Origin of the sequence: Flavobacterium urocaniciphilum (genome assembly GCF_900110615.1) — a bacterium.
GTDB lineage: Bacteria > Bacteroidota > Bacteroidia > Flavobacteriales > Flavobacteriaceae > Flavobacterium > Flavobacterium urocaniciphilum.
Genome location: NZ_FOEI01000008.1, coordinates 103,675 through 110,295, shown reverse-complemented (window position 1 = coordinate 110,295; position 6,621 = coordinate 103,675). Strand labels below are relative to the sequence as shown.

The window sequence follows — 6,621 nt, the reverse complement described above, 5'->3', positions numbered from 1 at the left end:
GTATTATTTCCAGCTCCCCATAAACACGTTGCTCCAGCTGTACCCGGACAAGCACTATAAATATGGATACTTGAATTTGCAGCAGTTGGAGTTAACGTTACAGAAATATTTCCTGTAAAAGATGGTGTAAATGAATAAAACACATCATTACCAACCATATAGTTTGTAGCAGATCCTGTACAAGCTAAAGGTGGTTGAGTATCGGTTAAATCTAAATAATTCGCAGTGTTATCTGTAGTAGTGTAAGGTAACGCTGGTGGAATTACAATAGGACCGGCACAAGTATCTCCATAAGAAGAAGTTTGGAAACTTCGCGGCCCAAACCAATCACTGGCATATTCCCCTAAAGTACCTGTACAAACTGAACGTACTTGAAATTTGTATAACGTATTAGGTTGTAAACCTGTAGCTGTAAATGGATTAGTAGTAACGTTTGTATAAGTAATTACTGAAGGATCAGTAAATGGTAACCCAAAAGCAACCACTTGAACTTCCCATTCTGTAATACCACCTGGATTCCCCCAACTTAATTGAGCTGAGTTAGTAGATTCATTAGCAGTATTTAATGGTCCAATTGGCGTATTACATTTTTGAATTAAATTAAAATTGTCTATTAACCATCTATCACCATTGTCATTTGTCATAACAAAAGCAATATAGATTGGAGTTCCTGGAGGATAAGTTGCAGGATTTAAATCAATAACTTTTTCTTCATAAACATTGGCAACTGAAGTTAAAGAAGCTTCGTCCCACGATTGAATTGTTGTAAATGCACCAGGATTGGTTACTGGATCATTAGACGTAGTTGATATTTTAATATCAAACAAACTTAATTGATTTCCTGATTGTAAGGTTTTTGTTTGAAAACGAATTTGTGGATTTGTAGGAACTGGCATCTGATTAGTTACTAACCAGTCAACAGCAAACGTACCATCCGTAACGTTTTCTCTATTTAAAAAAGCAGATTTACCCACTCCACCAAAGGTAAATAATGGATTTGTGGTTTCTGCCCAACTGATTCCGACACCGGTGCCCGTCTCATAAGTGGTCCAGCCGGTTGGCGGAAATGTTGCTCCTTCAAAATTCTCGGTTTGTGCGAAAATACTGAAGTTAGCAAACATCATTAAAATTAAAAGTAGTTTTTTCATTATAATTTTTTTGTTTTTTTGTTTGTTAACAATACCTACAAATGTATAAATTCAAAACTAATTATTTGTTAATATCGATGAATGGCGTTATTTTATCGATGAAAGGAGTTATATTCTTTGTTATTTTTCTCTAAATTTGTAAAAAAAATAACATTTTGATCACAAAAAAAATTTACTTCGCATCAGACCAGCATTTAGGGGCACCAACACCTGAAATGAGTTTTCCTAGAGAGCAAAAATTTGTACAATGGTTGGATGAAGTTAAAAAAGACGCAGAAGCTATTTTTCTTTTGGGCGACTTGTTTGATTTTTGGTTCGAATACAAAACCGTTGTACCTAAAGGTTTTGTAAGAGTTTTAGGGAAATTAGCTGAAATAAAAGACGCTGGAATTCCCGTATATTTTTTTGTAGGAAATCACGATTTATGGATGGGAGATTATTTCGAAAAAGAATTAAACATTCCAGTATATCACGACAACAAAGAATTCACTTTTAACGGTAAAACTTTTTTAATTGGTCATGGCGACGGAAAAGGACCGGGCGACATGGGTTACAAACGCATGAAAAAAGTGTTTACCAATCCGTTTTCAAAATGGCTATTTCGTTGGTTACATCCAGACATTGGCGTAAAATTAGCACAATATTTATCGGTAAAAAACAAACTAATTTCTGGAGCTGAAGATGTAAAATTTTTAGGAGAAGATAACGAATGGCTGGTACAATATTGTAAACGAAAATTAGAAACCAAACCATACGACTTTTTCGTATTCGGACACCGTCATTTGCCAATGGAAATTCAATTAAATGAAAACTCAAAATACATCAACTTAGGTGATTGGATTGGCTATTTTACGTATGGTGTTTTTGATGGATCGAAGTTTGAATTGAAAGATTACAAATAATAAAATTTCTACTGAAAAGATTAAGCCACGTTAGGGATGGAAGCGGCATCCTTTTTAAATTGTTGCTTGATAGACTAACAAGCAAAATTTAAAAAGATATAGCGTACAGCCCGTCTCGTTGTTATTTAAATTTAATGTTATAACTAGATTCCTACAACGAGGAACGCCAAAAATTACCTTTCTATCTCTAAATCTCTGAATTTTGGTGACACTACAGCTGTTGTTCCCACCACAATTAATGTCATTATTCCACCAAATACTACTGCATTTACTACGCCAAATAATTTGGAAGTTAAACCACTTTCAAAAGCACCTAATTCGTTAGACGAACCTACAAAAATTGAATTTACAGAGGAAACACGACCGCGCATATCGTCTGGAGTATAAATTTGTAAAATGGTAGAACGAATCACTACTGAAAAACCATCGGTAACACCACTTAAAAACAAAGCGATTACTGAAATCCAAAAATTTTCCGATAAGCCGAAAACGATGATACAAACTCCAAATCCGAAAACAGCAAGTAATAATTTTTTTCCTGTATTTTTTTCGATAGAAAACATGGTAGAAGCCAACATCGTTATTAAACCACCAATCGCTGGCGCAGCTCTTAAAATTCCGAAACCTTCCGAACCTACTTTTAAAATATCTTGAGCGAAAATAGGTAATAAAGCAACAGCTCCTCCGAATAAAACGGCAAACATATCCAATGAAAGTGCGTTTAAAATAATTTTATTTTGAAACACAAATCGGATTCCTGCTTTTAAACTTTCCGAAACAGGTTCGCCAATTTTTTTATTTAAAATAGGTTTTCTACTGATTTGTAACAACACAATAATTCCTAAAACAATCGAAATTGTAACGAAAATCATCGAATTAAAAACGCCAATTCCACCAATTAAAAACCCTGCTAAAGCCGGACCGATAACAGCTGAAACTTGCCATGATGAACTACTCCATGTTGCTGCGTTAGTAAATTCCGATTTCGGAACGATTAATCCTAATAAACTAAAAACCGATGGAATAATAAACGAACGAATGATTCCACCTAAAAAAACCAATGCATAAATAGCATATAAAAAAGGTTGTTTCCCAATAGTTGAAACCGTTTCTGGGTGCACTAAATAACACAATAACAGACTGATTAAAGTAGTTCCAAAAAAACATTTTAACAACATGTTTCGTTTTTCGGATTGATCTACTATATGTCCGGCAAATAAGGCCATAGTTATTGCTGGAATGACTTCCATTAATCCGATTAATCCTAACGACCAAGGGTTTTTGGTAATTCGGTAAACTTCCCATTCTATTAATACAAATTGCATCGACCAAGCCAATACAATAGCCAATCGCATCAGTATAAACCAACGGAATTCCGGAATTCTTAAGGATGAAAAAGGATCTTTTTTTGTCATTATTTCTGTTTATTGTTTTTCGTTTATTGAAAATTGTTAGGAACGAAACTACAAACAATTAACGATAAACTTTATTTAATATCACGCAATTGCAATTGCAAACTCACGTTTCCGTTCCATTCATTTTCTTCAACAATATAAACGGCATCAAATGGATTTCTATTTTTTACGATATCTAATTTTTTACCTAATCCGAAACCAATCGCATTGAAATTTTGTGAATCATTCTGTTTTACAAAAGCTTTTAAATGTTCGCCATCATTTCCTAAGGTTTTGGCATAACCAGAATCGACTACATTTTTTGACATAAAAACCGGTGTCATGTTTTCTGGTCCAAATGGTTCAAACTGTTTTAGAATACGCATGAATTTTTCATCAATATCTGAAAAATCCAATTCTAAATCGACAGCAATTTCAGGAATTAACAAATCGGGATGAATGGTATTTTTGACTTCCTTCTCAAAAGCGTTTTTGAAATTCAGATAATTTTCTTCTTTTAAAGTCATTCCGGCTGCATACATATGTCCGCCAAACTGTTCCAAATGTTCTGCACAAGCTTCCAAAGCATTGTACACATCGAAATCTTTCACTGAACGTGCCGAAGCCGCTAGTTTATCACCGCTTTTTGTAAAAACGATTGTCGGACGATAATAATTTTCTACTAAACGGGAAGCTACAATTCCGATGACACCTTTGTGCCAATCTTCTTGATAGACAACAGTTGAAAATCGTTCTAACTCATCATTTTCTTCGATTTGACGTAAAGCTTCTTGAGTAATTTGTTTGTCTAACTCTTTTCTATCGGAATTATACCCTTCAATTTCAGATGCAAATTGTTCGGCTTGCTCTAAATTGTATTCGGTTAACAAAGCAACGGCTTCGTTACCATGTTTTACTCTTCCGGCAGCGTTGATTCTTGGAGCTACTATGAAAACCACATCTGTGATTGTCAACACTTTTTTCTTCACATTTTGGATTAACGCTTTAATTCCAGGACGAGGATTAGTATTAATTACCTCCAAACCAAATTTAGCTAGTACTCGATTTTCACCGGTAATCGGAACAATATCTGCAGCAATAGCCGTCGCCACTAAATCTAAATAAGGAAATAATTCATTTATCGTAATATTGCGATTTTGCGATAAAGCCTGTATTAGCTTGAATCCGACGCCACAGCCACATAATTCATCGTACGGATAACTACAATCTTCGCGTTTCGGATCTAAAACCGCAACAGCTTCCGGTAACGAATCGCCTGGTCGGTGATGGTCGCAAATGATAAAATCGATGTTTTTATCTTGAGCATATTTTACATGATCGATGGATTTAATTCCACAATCGAGTGCAATAATTAACTTTACATCGTTATCTTCTGCATAATCGATTCCTGTATACGACACTCCGTAACCTTCATTATATCGGTCTGGAATATATGTCGCCACATTCGGATAATAACTTCGCAAATAACTTGAAACTAAAGAAACCGCAGTCGTACCGTCTACATCATAATCGCCAAAAACTAAAATATTTTCTTCATTGGCAATGGCTTGTTCGATACGTGTAACAGCTTTATCCATATCTTTCATCAAATATGGATCATGTAAATCTTCTAAAGTGGGTCTGAAAAATGTTTTGGCTTGTTCAAAGGTTTCAATACCTCTTTGAACTAATAAAGTTGCGATATTGGTATCGACTAAAAGTGCATTTTGTAAGGCTTGTACTTTTTCTTTTTCTGGCTTTGATTTGATGGTCCAACGCATGATAATTTTGGATTTACGTCCTTCGACTCCCGAAGCTTCGGGACAGGATAACAGGTTAATATTTGAATTTTGGCGTATAGTATTGATTTGTAAATGTATAAAAATTAAACATATAAGTCATATAGGCTTATTTATTTATCGAAAAACTTATTTTCGCTTAAGCTTTACTTAAAAAAAATTAAATATATTTTGACGACTACAAAATTACAAAAGTCAAAAACTTACATGACTTATATGTTTTAATATTACTTTGCAGTTAACGCTTCATCTTCAAACTGAATCCCGTCCCAACCAAAAGTCATGAAATTTCTAATATTTTGATGATCAGTTGCTTCAGGTGTGTTTAATACATCTTGATAAAAATCACCGAATAAACTCAAGGTTTCTTCTTTACTTAATTGATTCAATTTCGCGAAAGCAAAAATTTTACACGAACCGTTATTTTCCCCGGCATTATTTATTTGATTCCCGTTTTTGAATGTCGTTGGTGTGAAAATATAGTTTTCATCAATGTATGCGATAGTTTCTGGAAATGATTTTTTGTTTAGTAGTTGTTGCATGTTTATGTTATTTAGACTTGACAGGTTTTTGAAACCTATCAGGTTATATATTATTTGCCGCTTTTCTTATTTGCCGCTTTTCCCGCCAACAACCACAACGATTTCTCCTTTTGGCGGTTTGGCTTCAAAATGTTTAAGGACTTCTTCAGCCGTTCCGCGAATGGTTTCCTCATGTAGTTTGGATATTTCTCTAGAAACAGAAACAGGTCTGTCAGCGCCAAAATATTGGATGAATTCCGCTAAGGTTTTCACTAATTTATGAGGAGACACGTATAAAATCATGGTGCGTGTTTCTTCAGCTAACGCCAAATAACGCGTTTGTCTTCCTTTTTTATCTGGTAAAAATCCTTCGAAAATAAATTTATCATTTGGTAAACCGCTGTTCACTAACGCTGGCACAAAAGCTGTCGCGCCTGGCAAACAATCGACTGTAATTCCGTTTTCCACACAAGCACGTGTAAGCAAAAATCCAGGATCGGAAATTGCAGGTGTTCCGGCATCTGAAATCAGAGCAATTGTTTCGCCACCTTTTAAACGCGCAATTAAATTTTCAACGGTTTTGTGCTCGTTATGCATGTGGTGACTGTGCATGTGCGTTGAAATTTCGAAATGCTTTAGCAATTTTCCGCTAGTACGCGTGTCTTCTGCTAAGATTAAATCGGCTTCTTTTAGCACTTTAATCGCACGAAACGTCATGTCGTCTAAATTACCAATTGGCGTAGGAACTATGTATAATTTGCTCATTATTTATGTTGGGTGTTAGATGCTAGGTGCTGGGTGCTGGGTGTCACAAATTTTAAAAACACATCAAACATCAAACACCTAACAACAAACAA

The 6,621-nt window shown here is 34.9% G+C and carries 6 protein-coding genes; 1 reads left to right on the top strand and 5 read right to left on the bottom strand.

What is annotated here, in order from left to right:
- The coding region (locus BMY86_RS12105) for a choice-of-anchor J domain-containing protein (protein WP_143065665.1) at nt 1-1,148 on the bottom strand (1,148 nt) is incomplete at its 3' end.
- 152 nt (nt 1,149-1,300) lie between these two features.
- Between BMY86_RS12105 and BMY86_RS12100 the strand changes: the two genes are divergently transcribed.
- A complete protein-coding gene (locus tag BMY86_RS12100) occupies nt 1,301-2,050 on the top strand; it encodes a UDP-2,3-diacylglucosamine diphosphatase (RefSeq protein WP_091469838.1) in 750 nt (249 codons plus the stop codon).
- Between the two features lie 173 nt (nt 2,051-2,223).
- Here BMY86_RS12100 and BMY86_RS12095 read toward each other — a convergent pair whose 3' ends face one another.
- The 4 genes from BMY86_RS12095 to rsmI form a co-directional block, all read right to left on the bottom strand.
- Nucleotides 2,224-3,465, bottom strand: a complete 1,242-nt coding sequence (locus BMY86_RS12095; protein WP_091469835.1) for an MFS transporter — start codon at nt 3,463-3,465, stop codon at nt 2,224-2,226.
- A gap of 71 nt (nt 3,466-3,536) precedes the next feature.
- The gene (gene recJ, locus BMY86_RS12090) at nt 3,537-5,225 is read right to left on the bottom strand and encodes a single-stranded-DNA-specific exonuclease RecJ (protein ID WP_091469831.1); all 1,689 of its coding nucleotides are present in this window, start codon (nt 5,223-5,225) and stop codon (nt 3,537-3,539) included.
- A 245-nt stretch (nt 5,226-5,470) separates the two neighbouring features.
- Nucleotides 5,471-5,785, bottom strand: a complete 315-nt coding sequence (locus BMY86_RS12085) for a HopJ type III effector protein (RefSeq protein ID WP_091469827.1) — start codon at nt 5,783-5,785, stop codon at nt 5,471-5,473.
- Nucleotides 5,786-5,851: 66 nt separating this feature from the next.
- Nucleotides 5,852-6,529 carry a 16S rRNA (cytidine(1402)-2'-O)-methyltransferase gene (gene rsmI / locus BMY86_RS12080; protein WP_091469824.1) on the bottom strand — a complete coding sequence of 226 codons (678 nt, stop codon included), beginning with the start codon at nt 6,527-6,529 and terminating at the stop codon, nt 5,852-5,854.
- Between the last annotated feature and the right edge of the window lie 92 nt (nt 6,530-6,621).

Coding starts and splice junctions, on each gene's coding strand:
- recJ (WP_091469831.1), bottom strand. CDS start 5,225: ATGCGTTGGACCATCAAATCAAAGCCAGAAAAAGAAAAAGTACAAGCC.
- rsmI (WP_091469824.1), bottom strand. CDS start 6,529: ATGAGCAAATTATACATAGTTCCTACGCCAATTGGTAATTTAGACGAC.
- BMY86_RS12095 (WP_091469835.1), bottom strand. CDS start 3,465: ATGACAAAAAAAGATCCTTTTTCATCCTTAAGAATTCCGGAATTCCGT.
- BMY86_RS12085 (WP_091469827.1), bottom strand. CDS start 5,785: ATGCAACAACTACTAAACAAAAAATCATTTCCAGAAACTATCGCATAC.